Below are 16108 nucleotides of genomic sequence, written 5' to 3'. Positions count from 1 at the left end.
ATCGATAAAAATGGACAAAAATCATTGTAAAGGCTGTCAAAAAGGAGTATAATGAGTGCAAGAAATTTCGGAGGTGAAAGATGCTAGAAGTAAGAAATCTAGAGAAAAGTTTCGGTTCCAAGCAAGTCTTGTTTGGTGTCGATTTTCAGGCAAGTCCGGGAAGGATTCTGGGCTTGGTCGGAAAAAATGGTGCTGGGAAAACAACGATTTTCCACAGTATGTTGAAATTTTTAGAGTATCAAGGAGAGATCAGTCTGGATGGGCAGGAAATTCGTCAGGAAACCTATGCTCGGATTGGTTATCTGCCTGAGGAACGCAGCCTCATGCCCAAGTTGACAGTCCTTGAACAAGTTCGTTACTTGGCGACTCTAAAGGGCATGGATGCTAAGGAGGTCAAGGAAAAACTCCCTCAATGGATGGAAAAATTGGAAGTGAAGGGGAAATTGACCGACAAAATCAAGAGTCTCTCTAAAGGGAATCAGCAGAAAATTCAGTTGATCATCACCTTGATCCATGAACCAGACTTAATTATCTTGGATGAGCCTTTTAGTGGTTTGGATCCAGTCAATACCGAGTTGCTCAAACAGGTCATCTTGAAAGAGAAAGAGCGCGGTGCAATCATTATCTTTTCTGACCATGTCATGACCAACGTCGAGGAACTTTGTGATGATATTCTGATGATTCGTGATGGGCGTGTGGTCTTGCATGGACCAGTTCAGGATGTCCGTAATCAATACGGAAAAACACGTCTCTTTGTTTCAAGTGAACGAAGCAAGGAAGAACTGGAAAACCTTCCTCATGTCAAACAGGTGAGCTTGACCAAGCAAGGCAGTTGGAAATTAATCCTAGATGATGAGGACGCTGGAAGGGAACTCTTCCCCATCCTCACTCAAGGTCAATATATCGCGACCTTTGACCAACAAGCTCCAACAATCGATGAAATCTTTAAACTAGAATCAGGGGTGGAAGTATGAGAAATATGTGGGTTGTAATGAAGGAAACCTATCTTCGACATGTCAAGTCCTGGAGTTTCTTCTTTATGGTGATTTCGCCGTTCCTCTTTTTAGGATTATCTGTAGGAATCGGCTATCTCCAAAATTCTTCGATGGCTAAAAATAGCAAGGTAGCAGTAGTAACAACAGTGCCATCTGTAGCTGAGGGACTCAAGGGTACCAATGGTATCAATTTTGATTATAAGGACGAAGCCAGTGCCCAGGCTGCTATCAAGTATGAGAAAATCAAGGGTTACCTAACCATTGACCAAGAGGACAGTGTTCTCAAGGCCGTCTATCACGGTGAAACTTCTCTTGAAAGTGGCATCAAGCTGGCTGTAACCAATAAGCTAAATGAACTGCAGTATCAACTGAATCGTTCGGCAGCTAATTTATCTCAAGAGCAGGAAAAATACTTGAGTCAAACTGTTGACTATACAGAGAAGATTGATGAAGCTAAAGAAAATAAAAAAACAGTGCAGAACATGGCGGCATTGGGCTTAGGATTTTTCCTTTATATGATCTTGATTACCTATGCTAGCGTCACCGCTCAGGAAGTGGCTAGCGAGAAAGGAACTAAAATCATGGAGGTGGTCTTCTCTAGTATCCGAGCTAGTCATTATTTCTACGCTCGTATGCTGGCTCTGCTCCTTGTGATTTTGACTCATATTGGGATTTACGTCGTGGGTGGTCTGGCTGCGATTCTGCTCTTTAAAGACCTACCAATCTTGGCACAATCTGGTATTTTAAATCATCTAGGAGAGGCTTTCTCGCTTAATACCTTATTGTTTGTCTTGGTCAGTCTCTTTATGTATGTTGTTTTAGCAGCCTTTCTAGGTTCTATGGTTTCTCGTCCTGAGGATTCAGGAAAGGCCTTGTCACCGTTGATGATCTTGATTATGGCAGGATTCGTTGGAGTGACCGCTCTAGGTGCTGCAGGAGACAATTTAGTTCTGAAAATTGGTTCCTATATTCCTTTCATTTCGACCTTCTTTATGCCATTTAGAGCTATAAATGGGTATGCAAGTGGTCTAGAAGCTTGGATTTCCCTTGCCATAACGGTTGTCTTTGCAGTCACTGCAACAGCCTTTATCGGACGCATGTATGCTAGTCTAGTCCTTCAAACGGATGATTTGGGAATCTGGAAAACCTTTAAACGTGCTTTAGCTTATAAATAGGAGAGCCTCGCAAAAGCGAGGTTTTTCTAGATGTTAAACACTGAAATCGGCAAAAATATTTTTCATATCTATTGACTTTTAGTAGTAAAATTTGGTATGATAGTAGACGGTATTGTTTACCCCATTTGTAAGGCCCCGGAACCTTTCAAATACCCCGCGGACCGGAACATCCGCCCTGTAAACAAAAACGATATTCATATAGGAGAAATCATGAACAAAACTACATTCATGGCTAAGTCAGGCCAAGTAGAACGCAAATGGTACGTTGTTGACGCAACTGATGTACCTCTTGGACGCCTTTCAGCAGTTGTTGCTAGCGTACTTCGCGGAAAAAACAAACCAACATTCACACCACACACTGATACAGGTGACTTCGTAATCGTTATCAATGCTGAAAAAGTTAAATTGACTGGTAAAAAAGCAACTGATAAGATCTACTATACTCACTCAAACCACCCAGGTGGATTGAAATCAATCTCTGCTGGTGAACTTCGTTCTAAAAATGCAGTACGTTTGATTGAAAAATCAGTTAAAGGTATGCTTCCACACAATACTCTTGGTCGCGCTCAAGGTATGAAGTTGAAAGTATTCGTTGGAGCTGAGCACACTCACGCTGCACAACAACCAGAAGTTCTTGATATTTCAGGACTTATCTAAGGAAAGGAACAATAAAGTATGTCACAAGCACAATATGCAGGTACTGGACGTCGTAAAAACGCTGTTGCACGCGTTCGCCTTGTTCCAGGAACTGGTAAAATCACTGTTAACAAAAAAGATGTTGAAGAGTACATCCCACACGCTGACCTTCGTCTTGTTATCAACCAACCATTCGCAGTTACTTCAACTGTAGGCTCATACGACGTTTTCGTTAACGTTGTAGGTGGTGGATACGCTGGTCAAGCAGGAGCTATCCGTCACGGTATCGCTCGTGCCCTTCTTCAAGTAGACCCAGACTTCCGCGATTCATTGAAACGCGCAGGACTTCTTACACGTGACTCACGTAAAGTTGAACGTAAGAAACCAGGTCTTAAGAAAGCCCGTAAAGCATCACAATTCTCAAAACGTTAATCAACACGATTATATCAACGTTTCAAAGCACTCAAGAGTTTACCTCATGGGTGCTTTTTCTGTTCACCCCAAATATTTGAACCTTGAATTTCTGTTAATACGTTCCGTTACGACTGTTGGCTTTAAAATAATTAGCTTTATCGTAAGGCTCATACCCTAAAAAGGCTAATAACTCTGCTTGAAGCAGATCGTTCATAACTGTTTCAAGGAATGAACGAAAAAATTCATCAATATCTTGCTTTTGGGCTAAGAAGTTAAGTAGTTTTGTAGTAAACTGTGTCATAGGAATAAACCCCGTTCCAGTAATGTTTCGTAACTCTACTATAACGGATTTCTTCCTGTTTGTGTTTACACGACTTATTTTACACTACCAAAAGAACTTTAGCTATTGGGTATGCAAGCTAAAGTTCTCGGCTCTATAATTTCTGTAGTGGGTAAAGCCACCATAGGAATTATAGAGTCTATTCTTTCAACATTTTCTGAAAAAGGAGTATAATGAGGGTGTAAATATGAAATCGCTTTAATGATTTAGAATCGAGGAAAGGCTTATGAGTAATTCTAGACAGAAGGGGACTACATTAGGAACCTGTGCCTCTGATCAGGTTTATCAAGTGTTGCAAACGAGTCCTCAAGGGTTAAACTCACAAGAAGTAAAAAAGAGGCAAGCAACTTATGGTCCTAACCAGTTGAAAGAAAGTAAGAAAGAACCTATTTGGTTGACCTTTGTCAAACATTTTGCCAGTCTCATGGCCCTCTTATTGTGGGTTGGTGGCTTTATTGCTGTGATTTCCCATAGCTTGGAGTTGGGAATTGCGATTTGGCTGGTCAATATCATTAATGGTCTCTTTAGTTTTATTCAAGAATATAAGGCTAGTCAAGCCACGGCAGCACTGAATAAGCTTCTTCCATCCTATACCCGAGTTCTTCGTGATGGAAAGGAAGATAAAATCCTTGCACAGGACTTGGTGCCAGGTGATTTGGTTTTCATTGAAGAAGGTGACCGTATTTCTGCAGATGGACGTTTGGTTGCTGTGACAGACTTGCAGGTAAATCAGTCTGCCCTCACTGGTGAGTCTAATCCCATTTATAAATCAGACCAAGCAGATTTGACTCCTGATAAGACTGAATTGGAATATGACAATATGGTGTTTGCAGGGACCACAGTTTCCTCTGGGTCAGGACATTTTATAGTATCTGCTATCGGTATGGAAACTGAGTTTGGACAAATTGCAGACTTGACGCAAAACCTAGCTCAGGAAAAGAGCCCACTGCAAAAGGAACTGGACCATTTGACCAAACAGATTTCGGTTATCGCAGTATCTGTAGGTCTCTTCTTTATGATTGCAGCAACACTATTTGTCCATCAGCCTCTTTCTCAAGCTTTCATCTTTGCCTTGGGAATGATTGTTGCCTTTATCCCTGAGGGGTTACTTCCTACAGTTACCCTCTCTCTAGCTATGGCTGTACAACGCATGGCTAAAGAACATGCTTTAGTGAAGAAATTATCTTCTGTTGAGACTCTTGGAGCAACCTCTGTTATTTGCTCAGATAAAACAGGGACCCTAACTCAAAATGCCATGACAGTTAATCATTTATGGACCTTGTCGGGTAATTATGAGGTGACTGGGCTAGGTTATGCACCAGAAGGGCATATTGAGAAGGATGGTGACCCTGTTTCTCTGAAGGAAAATGATCTCCTGAATCGTTTGGTTCGCTTTTCTCACTTGGCTAGTAATGCTCAAGTGGTTGCGCCAAGTGCTGACAATCCCGATTATACGGTCTTGGGAGACCCGACTGAAGCTTGTCTTAATGTTCTTGCAGAAAAAGCAGGTATTGATTTAAATGACAACCACAACTGGGCTCCTCGTATCAAAGAAATTCCCTTTGATTCGGATCGTAAACGAATGACAACGGTACATAGTCTCGAAAAAAGTCTGGATGGCAGTCACCATATTTCCATCACTAAGGGTGCGCCTAAAGAAGTGATGGAACTTTGCTCAGACTATTATGATGGTCAAGGAGCAATCAAATCTATGACTGCTACAGAACGTCAAGCAATTCTTGCTGCTAACGATCAATTTGCTCGTGACGGCTTACGTGTTTTAGCTGTTGCTTATCGTCCTTTGGAAAGCGAAGATATTAGAGAAGACAAGTGGGATATGCGGACCCTCGAAGAAGATATGGTCTTTGTGGGACTTGTTGCCATGAGTGACCCTCCACGTCAAGGTGTACGTGAAGCAATTGAGCAATGTCACCGTGCCAGTATTCGCATTATCATGGTTACAGGTGACTATGGCTTGACGGCTCTTAGTATTGCCAAGAAAATCGGAATTGTGCAGGGTGATGATGCGCGTGTTGTTTCAGGACTTGAACTAGCTGACATGGATGACGATCAGCTTAAAGAAGCGCTTAAAGGTGAGATTGTTTTTGCCCGTGTAGCCCCTGAACAAAAATATCGTGTAGTCAATGCACTTCAGGAACTTGGTGAAGTTGTTGCTGTTACTGGTGATGGAGTAAATGATGCCCCTGCTCTGAAAAAGGCTGATATCGGGGTAGCTATGGGAATATCTGGAACTGACGTCGCCAAGGAATCTGCCGATATGATTTTAACGGATGATCACTTTGCTTCTATTGTCCATGCTGTTGAAGAGGGACGTGCCGTTTATCGAAATATTCAAAAATTCCTGACCTATATTTTTAATTCCAATACACCGGAAGCTGTACCATCTGCCTTCTTCTTGTTCTCTTTGGGGCGCATTCCTCTTCCCTTAACAGTTATGCAAATCCTAGCGATTGACCTTGGAACAGATATGATGCCCGCTTTGGGACTGGGGGTTGAGCCACCAGAAGAAGGCATTATGGACAGGCCACCAAGACGCCTATCAGATCGTTTGTTAAATCGGCAATTATTATTAAAAGCCTTTGCTTGGTATGGTATGATTGAGTCTGTTTTGGCTATGGGTGCCTTCTTCCTTAATTATTGGGTTAATCAAGGACATCTGAATCATCTAGCTAGTTCAGGACCTCTTTATCGAGAGGCAACAACCATGACTTTGGGAGCTATCATCTTCACGCAGATTGGTATGGCTATGAATAGTCGCAAAGGTAGAGGGACTATTTTCAAAATCAAACCATTTGCAAATAAGATTATTAGTCTGGGGATTATCTTAGAAATCATTCTCTTTATTATCCTGTCCTATGTACCTCTTTTCCACACTCTCTTTAATACAGCTCCGATTGGTTTTGATGATTGGCTCTATTTGCTCGTCTGTCCATTTATCATTATGGCTCTAGAGGAAATAAGGCACCGACTATTTGATTAAGAGTAAGCCGGTGGCTTACTTTTGAGGCTCTATAATATTTGTAGTGGGTAAATCCCCTATGGATATTATAGAGCCTATTCTATTGTATAAAAAAAGTCCTATAAGACCTATAATGAAAAGCGACTAAACAACTCATTAGAAAGAATCATATGGAACCATTACATTTTATCACAAAACTGCTTGATATCAAAGATCCAAACATCAAGATTGTAGATATCATCAATATGGATACACACAAGGAAATCATCGCTAAACTGGACTATGAGGCTCTATCTTGTCCTGATTGCAGAAAGCAAATGAAGAAATATGACTTTCAAAAACTTTCTAAGATTCCTTACCTTGAAACGATTGATATGCCTACTAGAATTCTTCTTAGAAAGCATCGTTTTAAGTGCTATCATTGTTCGAAAATGATGGTCGCTGAGACTTCTATCGTCAAGAAGAATCACCAAATCCCTCGTATCATCAACCAAAAGATTGCTCAAAAGACTTCTATGACTGATATTGCTCATCAGCTAGCCATTTCAACTTCAACCGTCATTCGCAAGCTCAATGACTTCCGGTTTAAGCCTGATTTTTCTCGTCTACCAAAGATTATGTTCTGGGATGTTGAAACAGTCAGGGAAGTGACTGTTTCAATCGGGAGATGAAGATGAGTTTCATTGCACAAGATTTTGATAAGCTCGATATCATCACTGTTCTTGAGGGAAGAACACAAGCTGTCATCCGAAATCACTTTCTGCGCTACAATAGATCCGTTCGTTGTCAGGTGAAAATCATTACTATGGATATGTTTAGTCCTTATTATGACTTAGCTAGACAACTTTTTCCAAACGCTAAAGTCGTTCTGGATCGTTTTCACCCTTCGTTATTATATTTCTGAACTCAGGCTAAAACAGTCCACTGGACTGTTTTACTCCAACACTTAAACCGTGCTATGAGTCGTGTGCGTGTTCAAATCATGAATCAGTTTGAACGAAAATCTTTTGAATACAAGGCTATTAAGCGCTACTGGAAACTCATTGAACAAGATAGCCGTAAATTGAGTGATAAGCGTTTTTATCGCTCTAAACATCAAAAAAGAAAGGACGAATTTCGTCCTTTCTCGAGCTTAGCTTTTCTTCAATCTACTACAGTTGACAAAGAGCCAAGTTCTTTTGGTTTGTATAGTTTAATAAAATTAAATAAATCCTCTACTTCTGATGACAGTGTAGCTGATTTAAGGTGAGCGTAATAAACTGTAAATGTGATCTGGTCCTCCGGTATTAGAGGGATTTTTATTAAATCATCATCTTCATCAGAGAGTGCGATATCAGCTAGTAAACTAACGCCAATCCCTTTCTTTAAAAGTTCTTTAAGAATGACAATGTCGTCACTCTTGAAGAATATTTCTGCCCTGTTTTGATACTTCTGATTAAGAAGTTCAAAAGCTTTCAAGTGAACAAAATGTTCGTCTAAAAGGATAAAGGATTGATCTACTAAATCTTGAAAAGTGAGGGAAGAAGCAGTAGCAAGAGGGTGGTTCTTAGATAAAACGACATACAGTTCTTTATGAAATAGTTCATGCGTCTCTATTGAAGGATGATTGAGTGGTTCAATCAAACCGAGTAAGCTTGCATCAAGGTCCCCCTTGAGGAGAAGGTTTAATAACTCCACGGAGCCACCGCGGATGGGGCGTACTTTTTTTAAAAAATCAAATTCTTTTTCTTCATTTAGAGAAGCAAAGAGATACTGTATGATAATAGGAGGAAATCCTACAGTAGAGTAATGAGCCAAAGAACGATTTATTTCTTTGCGAGCAGAAATGACCTCAGGTAAGATCAGTTCTGTGTGTTTCAGAAGGATTTCTCCTTGATGAGTCAGTTTGAAGGATCGGTGTGAGGGATCGTGGTGAATCAACTTACAATTAAAGGTCTCCTCTAATCGCTTGATGGCATAAGAAATAGAAGGTTGGCTAACTTTGTGCTGTTTTGCTACGTCTGTATAGGATTGGACTTGGCAGAGATCATAAAAATACTGTAGGTCTTTTAAGTTCATAAAGGCTCACTTTCAACATCTAGGGAAATAACCAGATAAATAATATTTATCCGTATCACTTCGTTTGACTATACGTTTTTTTACCAGTTATAATGTATGTGAGTCAGGGATATCAGAGGTTATCTAAGATACTTTCGAAAATGCTTAACATCTTTTCACGTTTATCAACAGGAAGTTGTTTAATCTTCATGTTCAATCTCTTTAGTGAAAGATTTTCAGTCTTATCAGAGGTGGATTCAAGGCTACTAAAATTGAAAAACTCCTCTGGGGTCATCTGTAAGGCATCAATCACTTTTTCTAGACTGTGAATGGTCAGATTCACACTTTGGTTTTCTAGTTGATTGATATACTTAAGACCAAGTCCCGCCTGTTCAGAAAGTTCTTCCTGGCTCATTTTGTTTTTTGTACGAAAATATTTCACTTTTTGGGAAATATATTGTTGTAAATAGTTTTTAGTTGTCATATAAATAGAATACAAGTTTTGTATGACAAAAAAACACCTTAAAAAACACAAAGTACTCTATAGCAAACTTAAAGGATATTTATTTTAATTAGGATTACCAATTTGTATAATTATTTTGTTATACTCGAAACTTTTAGTAAAGAGTAATTGTCGAGGGTTTGATGAGTTCAGAAATTTATAAAACAACTTAAAGTGTCATCAATAATAGTGTTTTAAGTATCAAAAGGCTTATTATAAATTTTCTCGTAGACTCATTATAACATATACCTTAACAATTGTATTTTTTAAGCAACAGAGTTTTATAAACAATTCATTTTTGTGGTATAATATTAGTAAAAAAAGAGGTTGCACTATGACTGCACATGATATTTTAAACAATCCTTTCCTTAATAAGGGAACTGCCTTTACCTTAGAGGAGCGAAAGGAACTTGGCCTTATTGGGTTATTGCCACCTTACGTTCAAACCATCGAGGAGCAAGCAGTGCAAACCTATGCACAAATGCAAACAAAGGTCAATGATCTGGAAAAACGTTTGTTCTTAATGGAAATCTTTAATACAAACCGTACCCTTTTTTACTACCTATTTGCTCAACATTTGGAAGAATTCAATCCAATTGTCTATGATCCAACTATTGCTGATACAATTGAGGGGTATAGTGACCTCTTTGTAGATCCACAATATGCGGGATATCTTGATATTAATCATCCTGAAAATATTGAAGCCACTTTGAAAAATGCTGCTGGTAATCGCGAGATTCGTCTCATTGTTGTAACAGATGCAGAAGGAATCCTTGGAATCGGTGACTGGGGAACAAATGGTGTCGATATTTCTGTTGGGAAATTGATGGTCTACACGGGTGCTGCTGGAATCGATCCTTCTATGGTCCTTCCTTTAGTCATTGATGCAGGGACTAACCGTGAAGAACTTCGTAACAATCCTAATTACTTAGGGAATCGTCACGAACGGGTTCGCGGAGATCGTTACTACGACTTCATTGACCAATTTGTTCAAACAGCCGAACGTCTCTTTCCTAAACTCTACCTTCACTGGGAAGACTTCGGTCGCTTGAATGCTGCTAATATTCTTGAAAAATACCGGAAACAAATTCCAACTTTTAATGATGATATTCAAGGTACAGGAATTGTTACCTTAGGTGGTATCTTTGGTTCACTGGATATTAGTGGTGAAAAATTAACAGATCAAGTTTATCTCTGCTATGGTGGTGGTACTGCGGGTGCAGGAATTGCCTCTCGTGTTCTTCGTGAAATGGTGAGTGAAGGCCTTTCTGAAGAAGAAGCCTATAAACGTTTCTTTATGGTTGATAAACAAGGTCTTCTCTTTGATGACATGGATGACTTGACACCACAGCAAAAACCGTTTGCGAAGAAACGGCCAGATTTTCCTAATGCTGATAAATTAACAGATTTATTAGAAGTCGTTAAAACTGTTAAACCAACTATTTTAGTAGGAACTTCAACTCAGCCAAATACCTTCACTAAAGAAATAGTAGAAGCTATGTGCGAAAATACTGAACGTCCAATGATCTTCCCATTATCAAATCCAACCAAGCTGGCCGAAGCAAGCGCCAAAGATTTGATCGAATGGTCAGATGGCAAAGCTTTTGTCGCAACAGGAATTCCTGCTGATACGGTCTCTTATAAAGGTGTAGACTATGTGATTGGTCAAGCCAATAATGCCTTGATTTACCCAGGTCTTGGTCTAGGTATGTTAGCTTCTGAAGCAAGTCTTTTGACAGATGAAATGATTGGAGCAGCGGCTCATTCATTGAGTGGTATTGTCAATCCAGGTCAACCAGGAGCTCCTGTCTTGCCACCATTCAAGTATGTAGCAGATGTTTCCATTAAAGTAGCAGAAGCAGTCGCTAAAAAAGCGCAAGAACAAGGTCTTGCACGTGCTAAAGAAACTGATATGGCTAAAGCAGTTCGTGATTTGAAATGGTATCCAACCTATAAATAAGTAAATGGAAATGGGGTGTACGAGTGCGACTGGATGCTTCGTACGCCCTAAATTATACGCTATGACATATAGAAAGGGAGACTATGGAAATCTTTTTAACTTCAATTCAGAGTATTGTACCTATTATCGTCAGTATCATTCTAGGTTACTTCTTACAAGTCCGTGGTTGGTTTCAAGAGAGTTTTGGAAATGATTTATCTAAACTCATTATGAATGTGGCCATGCCAGTGGCAATTTTTACCTCTGTTCTTAAATATTTAACTTTAGATAAATTGATTAGCCTGTCTGGCGGTTTATTGTATACGTTTATCACCTTCATTCTCGGTTACCTAATGGCCTTTATAGCGGTGAAACTTTTTAGAGTGCGCCTAGGCCGTCGAGGAACCATGATTAATACCTTTGTTAATGCCAATACCATTTTTATTGGTTTGCCTTTAAACATAGCTCTGTTTGGAGATCAAGCCCTTCCCTACTTCTTGGTGTATTATATTACAAATACGGTATCTACTTGGACATTAGGTGTCTATCTAATGACCTCGGATAGCAAAGAAGGGGCTTCAAAGCAAGCTCAAAAATTCAACTGGAAGAAGCTCTTCCCAGCACCTTTATTGGGATTTCTCGTAGCCCTCGTATTTTTAGTGCTCCGTCTTCCTGTCCCAAGTTTTGCGGAAAGTACCTTGACTTATATTGGTAGTTTAACAACGCCACTATCTCTTATCTATATCGGTATTGTTCTTGCAAAGGCAGGCTTGAATACGATTGCTTTTGATAAAGATACAATTGTCACTTTGGTTGGACGCTTTATCCTAGCTCCTCTGACCATGCTTCTTGTATTGAAGTTTTTTGCCCCAAATATGGCAACAGCAGAATTTAAGACCTTTATGATTCAGTCTGCTACACCAGCTCTAGCAGTTCTTCCAATCCTTGCCAATCAAGGAAAAGGAGATGTTGAGTTTTCGACGAATGTGGTGACTCTAAGTACAGTGCTCTTTATCATTGTTATTCCAATACTCCAAACTTTATTAGGATAAGTAGGGTTATGGTCTGAGTGAAGGTTCTGAATTAGGAAATTCCCTATTTTAAAAATATTGCTTCAAATTTCATGAAATGAATCAGTAGATATCAATCTGAAAAACCCTGATATTGCGCTATTTTAAGTTCAACTGAAATCCAAACTTTCCAAACAATTTCCAAATACAGGAACGAAGGATTCAGGACTTTTAGCATTCCTTGGGGCAAGTGTTGGACTACTTGCTTTAGCAGGAAAACGAAAATATAATAGATAAAAAGAAAGAGAGCGGTGGCTCTCTTTTCTCTATTACAGTTCAGTTATATATAAATTTTATATGCTGTGAACTTTTTGGTAAAATCTAGCTCAATTCGTGTATTTTTAGGGTAAAGTTCACACCATTCAAATGAAATTTATTAAAATTTAATGAAATTCTATTTTCTAAAAAAGCGGGAAAACATTGATTTTAAGCATTTACTGAAGGTTATTCAAATCATAGTTTTTTCAACCAATATTTAATTCCTTTCGTCTGTTAATAACATGAGCTTTTAAATCAATCACATTTTGAACAGTAGGTTCATAATTTTCAATCATTGATGATCCGATAGCATACCAAACGGTATCAAAATCTGGGAAGTTATCAAATTGAACTCCTAGAATAGTTAATTTATCTTTATTTACATCAAGAGTCACAGTAAACCTACTTGTATAGTACTACTATTAGTATATAAATTTGTTAGATTCACACTAAGGAATAGAGAATGGTATTTAATTAAAAGATATAATAAACAAGAAAAAAACAGTAAACCTTTCGATTTACTGCTCTTCTACATAATTTATTAGTTATTTCATTTTCTTAACTGTTGTAAAATATCTCTGCAATCCCAACAATACAACAATACCATCAACTATAGGTATAACATACCAAATACTCTGTGCTCCAAATATGTATGGAAGGAAAATCATGGTTGGAATAAATAAAATTACTTGCCTTAGCATAACTAAAACACCAGCTGTTTTACCATCTCCAATCGCTTGGAAAAATGTCATAATCATAATCATTACCCCATAAACAATGAAAATACTATACATTATACGAAAGTTTGGAACCGCTAAAAATAGTGTTTCATCAGATAATCCAAATAAATTAAGAATCTGTTTAGCAAATCCTTCTGCCGGTATCCAAAAACAAGCTGCCAATACAATGGAACTAATAGTAAAAACATTAAATATTTTTTTTACCCTATTATATTGCTTCGCTCCGAAATTGGCACCAATAGCAGGTTGTAATCCTTGACTCATTCCCCATAGCGGAATGAAAGAAAAAGCTTGTATTCTTAATGATACTGCCATAATGGCTGCTGAAGTTTCTCCTCCATATCGAAATGCCTGACTATAAAGAAAACTCTGTTGAATAATAGTAAGTACCTGCATAAGCATAGCAGAAACTCCTACCGAAAACATCTCTCCTATTATTTCCTTTTCTTTTCTTATCAAGCCAATTTTTACAGTTTCACTTTTTTTCTTAAAATACCAAAGCGTAAATACTGCCTGAATAAATTGTGCTGTTATTGTAGCAATAGCAGCTCCCTCAACTCCATGTTCTCTAAACATTATCATTAAAACTGGATCTAATACTATATTTATTCCTGCTCCCAATGACATAATTAACATGGCTCGTTTCATTAAACCCTCACCACGCATCACCATATTAGCTGCCTGTGCAAAATTCACAAATATGGATCCAAGAAAAATAATTCGTAAATAACGAGTAGAAAGATTTAACAGTTCTCCCTTGGCTCCAAATATCATAAGAAGTTGTCCGCAAAATAAATACCCTAATATTGTAACGATTGTTGACAATAACAAAACCCAAAAGCAAAGATTCCCCATAACTTTGTCAATGGTTCTTTGATTTCCTTCTCCAATTGCTCTGGAAAGTAAAGATGTTGACCCTACACCAATCAAGGTAGCAATCCCTGTATTGATGTAGGTAAATGGGGTAGCAATGCCTACTGCCGTCATGGCTTTTTCACCAAGTATTTGACCCGCAAAAATCCCATCCATTAACGGATATACTCCAATAACAATCATTCCTAATATCGCAGGTAATGATAGCTTAATTAATATTTGTAATGGCTGCTCTGTTAACAGCTCTTTACTATTTTTATTCATACAATTACACCTCTTCTTCGTTTTCTATTAGAACGTCAATGACCATTTTTTTAAGAATGTGACGTTGTGAAATTAAATGTTCTCTGATACCCAATGTCTCACAACCTAAGATGAAAGTATTAATCAAATCATTGAGTAAATTCCAAGATTCTTTAGAAATCGTCAAACCTCCGTTTTCCTCTAACATTTGCTCAAAATCCCTTATATTACTATCCCTTATATCTTTATAAAGTTGTTGTAAGGTTTCATCTTCCTGCATCGACTGCAAGAACATAACATATATTGGAACAAATATATTGTTGGAAAGCGCCTTATCAACCATTAGTTCAGCTAATACCTCTATACCTAAAGGGTTTGGAATTTCAGCTATCTTTTTTTTAATAATATCTTCCCTATATTCACAACCTCGGATTATCATGTCGTAAAGAATTTCAGATGTACTTTTATAATGATGATACAATCCTCCTGCGGATAGTCCGGTAGCTTGTACTAAATCATGCATACTTGTGTTTTTATATCCCTTTATTGTAAAAACTTCCAATGCAATATTCTGTATTTCTAATTTTCTTTCATTTGCTGTTAGCCTTTCTCTTTTCATTTGCTCCTCCTTACCGATATGGTTGTCGGTAAGGATATCTTAACATTAACTAACCAAATTGTCAATATCTCAAATATACAAGATAACCTATAATATTTTTATCGTGTAGAAAAGTTCTTTCAAATAAGATTAAAATCCCTGACAAAGTAATCTCCATAACCATAAAGGCGATATGATATTTATAAAACATGATTTATTGTATATCAAAAATAAAAAATATTTCATTTAACTGTTGAACAGATTGTTTCCTTATTAACCTATGAAGATATTTTAAATTTTGTAGAAAATCATTGATACAAAAAGCAAGTGACTGTTAGAAAATCACTTGCTTTGTTTTTTAAACAATAATGGTGTGAATTTTGGTATTTAGTAGCTCAATTCGTGTATTTTGGGGGTAAAATTCACACCATTCAAATCAAATTAGTTGAAATTATATGAAAATCCGCTTTCTGTAAATAAGGGAAAACGCTGATTTTAAAGAGTTTTGGAATTTATTGAAACTAACTCTGTTCAAACCAGGTCTTAAGAAAGCTCGTAAAGCATCACAATTTAGTAAACGTTAATTCGAAAGAATTACGATACTTGCAAAGAGCACCTTTAAGGGTGTTCTTTTTGATTTCTAGAACATCAATACTATACAAAAGTAATTGTTCAGGCACGGCATGATGGAGCTCTTATGGGGAATTATTAAATTTGAGATGTTTCAGAAATCTGAGAAGAATTTTATGCTTTTAGAAGATCTTGAACAAGCTACTATAGGGCATGTTGCTATAATAGATTGATTAAAATAAGACTAAAAGGATGTAATACTGTACGGAACTAAATCCTTGGATAAATTATTTTGGAGCCGATATACGACGAGAACTTCGCAAAGAATTCCTACTACCTTTTGAACAATGAAAAGATAAAACATTTCTAGTTCCCTACTTCTGAGGTAGTTCCTATGAAATTGCCACCTATATAAACCGAGACTGTTTATTTATGGTATCTCTCTATTTTTTATCTATACTCGTTTAGGAGTTCCCTTGAATAAAAGCTTTCTCACTTTTGATTCTTTAGCCTTTTTCAGAGAATAGATGCGACTTTTAATAATAAGTTGTGAATTCATCTAAGCGGAAATCATTGATGGATTGATTCTATTGACATGCCAAATGATCATACCTAGCATAATTTAAGCATATCCTGAATTGTAAAGGTTTTTACCAGGCGGTTGCCATGTTGGTATTAAATTTAAATGCTTTAACATCTGTGATAGCAGAAGAATGATCTTAGGATGTTTGATTTAAG

Annotated in this window: 13 protein-coding genes and 2 pseudogenes; 9 read left to right on the top strand and 6 right to left on the bottom strand. The window is 37.7% G+C overall.

The window, feature by feature from the left end:
- Positions 1–80 precede the first annotated feature (80 nt).
- The 4 genes from FOA33_RS07730 (at position 81) to rpsI (ending at position 3238) form a co-directional block, all read left to right on the top strand.
- Complete coding sequence (locus tag FOA33_RS07730; RefSeq protein WP_061587967.1) at positions 81–974, top strand: ABC transporter ATP-binding protein; 894 nt, start codon at positions 81–83, stop codon at positions 972–974.
- A complete protein-coding gene (locus FOA33_RS07725; RefSeq protein ID WP_221161189.1) occupies positions 971–2170 on the top strand; it encodes an ABC transporter permease in 1200 nt (399 codons plus the stop codon). The genes FOA33_RS07730 and FOA33_RS07725 overlap by 4 nt, the downstream gene beginning before the upstream one ends.
- A gap of 210 nt (positions 2171–2380) precedes the next feature.
- Positions 2381–2827 (top strand): 50S ribosomal protein L13, encoded by a 447-nt coding sequence (rplM, locus tag FOA33_RS07720; RefSeq protein WP_221161188.1) that lies wholly within the window; start codon positions 2381–2383, stop codon positions 2825–2827.
- Positions 2828–2845: 18 nt separating this feature from the next.
- The gene (gene rpsI, locus FOA33_RS07715) at positions 2846–3238 is read left to right on the top strand and encodes a 30S ribosomal protein S9 (RefSeq protein WP_000075969.1); all 393 of its coding nucleotides are present in this window, start codon (positions 2846–2848) and stop codon (positions 3236–3238) included.
- Positions 3239–3335: 97 nt separating this feature from the next.
- Here rpsI and FOA33_RS07710 read toward each other — a convergent pair.
- Positions 3336–3521: pseudogene (locus FOA33_RS07710) on the bottom strand (transposase); the annotation flags it as partial.
- A 265-nt stretch (positions 3522–3786) separates the two neighbouring features.
- On the opposite strand from FOA33_RS07710, the gene FOA33_RS07705 reads away from it, so the two are divergent.
- Both FOA33_RS07705 and FOA33_RS07700 read left to right on the top strand, forming a co-directional pair.
- Positions 3787–6561 (top strand): cation-translocating P-type ATPase, encoded by a 2775-nt coding sequence (locus FOA33_RS07705; RefSeq protein ID WP_221161187.1) that lies wholly within the window; start codon positions 3787–3789, stop codon positions 6559–6561.
- Positions 6562–6710: 149 nt separating this feature from the next.
- Positions 6711–7627, top strand: a pseudogene (locus tag FOA33_RS07700) (transposase); the annotation flags it as partial.
- Positions 7628–7683: 56 nt separating this feature from the next.
- Here the strand turns inward: FOA33_RS07700 and FOA33_RS07695 are convergent.
- Positions 7684–8598, bottom strand: a complete 915-nt coding sequence (locus tag FOA33_RS07695) for a LysR family transcriptional regulator (protein WP_221161186.1) — start codon at positions 8596–8598, stop codon at positions 7684–7686.
- Between the two features lie 112 nt (positions 8599–8710).
- Positions 8711–9061, bottom strand: coding sequence for a helix-turn-helix domain-containing protein (locus FOA33_RS07690; RefSeq protein ID WP_084852164.1), 351 nt, complete (start codon positions 9059–9061; stop codon positions 8711–8713).
- 352 nt (positions 9062–9413) lie between these two features.
- Between FOA33_RS07690 and FOA33_RS07685 the strand changes: the two genes are divergently transcribed.
- The 3 genes from FOA33_RS07685 to FOA33_RS09380 all read left to right on the top strand — a co-directional run bounded on the left by FOA33_RS07685 (position 9414) and on the right by FOA33_RS09380 (position 12325).
- Positions 9414–11039: a malolactic enzyme gene (locus tag FOA33_RS07685; RefSeq protein WP_221161185.1), complete on the top strand. Its 1626-nt coding sequence runs from the start codon at positions 9414–9416 to the stop codon at positions 11037–11039.
- An 83-nt stretch (positions 11040–11122) separates the two neighbouring features.
- On the top strand, positions 11123–12070 hold the full coding sequence (locus tag FOA33_RS07680) for an AEC family transporter (protein WP_221161184.1): 948 nt from the start codon (positions 11123–11125) through the stop codon (positions 12068–12070).
- Positions 12071–12202: 132 nt separating this feature from the next.
- The gene (locus FOA33_RS09380) at positions 12203–12325 is read left to right on the top strand and encodes an LPXTG cell wall anchor domain-containing protein (RefSeq protein WP_084868710.1); all 123 of its coding nucleotides are present in this window, start codon (positions 12203–12205) and stop codon (positions 12323–12325) included.
- A 227-nt stretch (positions 12326–12552) separates the two neighbouring features.
- Here the strand turns inward: FOA33_RS09380 and FOA33_RS07670 are convergent, their stop codons facing one another.
- The 3 genes from FOA33_RS07670 to FOA33_RS07660 form a co-directional block, all read right to left on the bottom strand.
- Positions 12553–12741: a hypothetical protein gene (locus FOA33_RS07670; protein WP_084868646.1), complete on the bottom strand. Its 189-nt coding sequence runs from the start codon at positions 12739–12741 to the stop codon at positions 12553–12555.
- Between the two features lie 150 nt (positions 12742–12891).
- Positions 12892–14223, bottom strand: coding sequence for an MATE family efflux transporter (locus FOA33_RS07665; protein ID WP_221161183.1), 1332 nt, complete (start codon positions 14221–14223; stop codon positions 12892–12894).
- Between the two features lie 4 nt (positions 14224–14227).
- The gene (locus tag FOA33_RS07660; protein ID WP_221161182.1) at positions 14228–14821 is read right to left on the bottom strand and encodes a TetR/AcrR family transcriptional regulator; all 594 of its coding nucleotides are present in this window, start codon (positions 14819–14821) and stop codon (positions 14228–14230) included.
- Between the last annotated feature and the right edge of the window lie 1287 nt (positions 14822–16108).

It is taken from the genome of Streptococcus cristatus (assembly GCF_019685515.1).
Classification (GTDB): domain Bacteria; phylum Bacillota; class Bacilli; order Lactobacillales; family Streptococcaceae; genus Streptococcus.
The sequence above is the reverse complement of the archived record's forward strand: the minus strand, read 5'-3'. Positions and strand labels throughout refer to the sequence as shown.